Source organism: Microbacterium sp. BF1, assembly GCF_019279095.1.
Lineage (GTDB): Bacteria > Actinomycetota > Actinomycetes > Actinomycetales > Microbacteriaceae > Microbacterium > Microbacterium maritypicum.
Genome location: NZ_JAGYWT010000751.1, coordinates 1 through 794, shown reverse-complemented (window position 1 = coordinate 794; position 794 = coordinate 1). Strand labels below are relative to the sequence as shown.

Annotated in this window: 1 protein-coding gene; it reads right to left on the bottom strand. The window is 69.1% G+C overall.

Annotated features, from left to right (window positions below; translation table 11 throughout):
* A partial coding sequence (locus KZA10_RS16550) for a UvrD-helicase domain-containing protein (RefSeq protein WP_218683443.1) occupies positions 1-794 on the bottom strand: 794 nt, incomplete at both ends.

Below are 794 nucleotides of genomic sequence, written 5' to 3'. Positions count from 1 at the left end.
ACGTGCCGGAGAAGGCGTAGAGGTTGTCGGCGCTGGCTCCCCGCCACCCGTAGATCGACTGGTGCGGGTCGCCGACGGCCATCACCGCGGTGTCGCGGAAGAGTTCCGCGAGGAACCGGGTCTGGATGACCGATGTGTCCTGATACTCGTCGAGCAGCACCACCCGGTGCTGCTCGCGGAGCTCGTCGCGGACGTCGGGAGCGGACTCGACGATGTCGTAGGCACCTCCCACCTGGTCGGCGAAGTCGAGCACGCCGCGGCGCTGCTTCTCGGCGATGTAGTCGCGCACGAGGCGCGACAGCGTCGGCAGACTGAGGAGGTTCACCGCCGCCTTCTCGACATCGCCGTTGCCGCGATACGGCTCGAAGGCGAGGGCCTGATCCCGCGCGATGCGCTCAGCGAGATCGAGGTCGACACGGTGGTCGAGGGCGTCACCGGCGAGCCTCTGCACGGCATCGATGACCGTGCCGAGCGCGAACTCGATGCTCTCCAGCTCGGGGAGGTCGCTGCGCAGCACGACTTCCCGTGCCAGCATCCAGGAGGCGGCCTGACTGAGCATCGCCACGTCGGGATCCCGTCCAATGCGCGCTGCGTGTTCGCGCACGATCCCGTCGGCGAAGGCGTTGTACGTCGAGACACGGGGCCGGATCATCAGCTCTTCCGCGGCACGCGGGGTCGCCGGATCCCACCCGGTTCCCCGGTGCGCGGCGATCTCATCGAGCACGTGTGCGCGCACCAGCTCGCGCTGACGGCCGGGTGCAGCCTCCTCGACCCTGCGCAGTGATCCGTCGGCG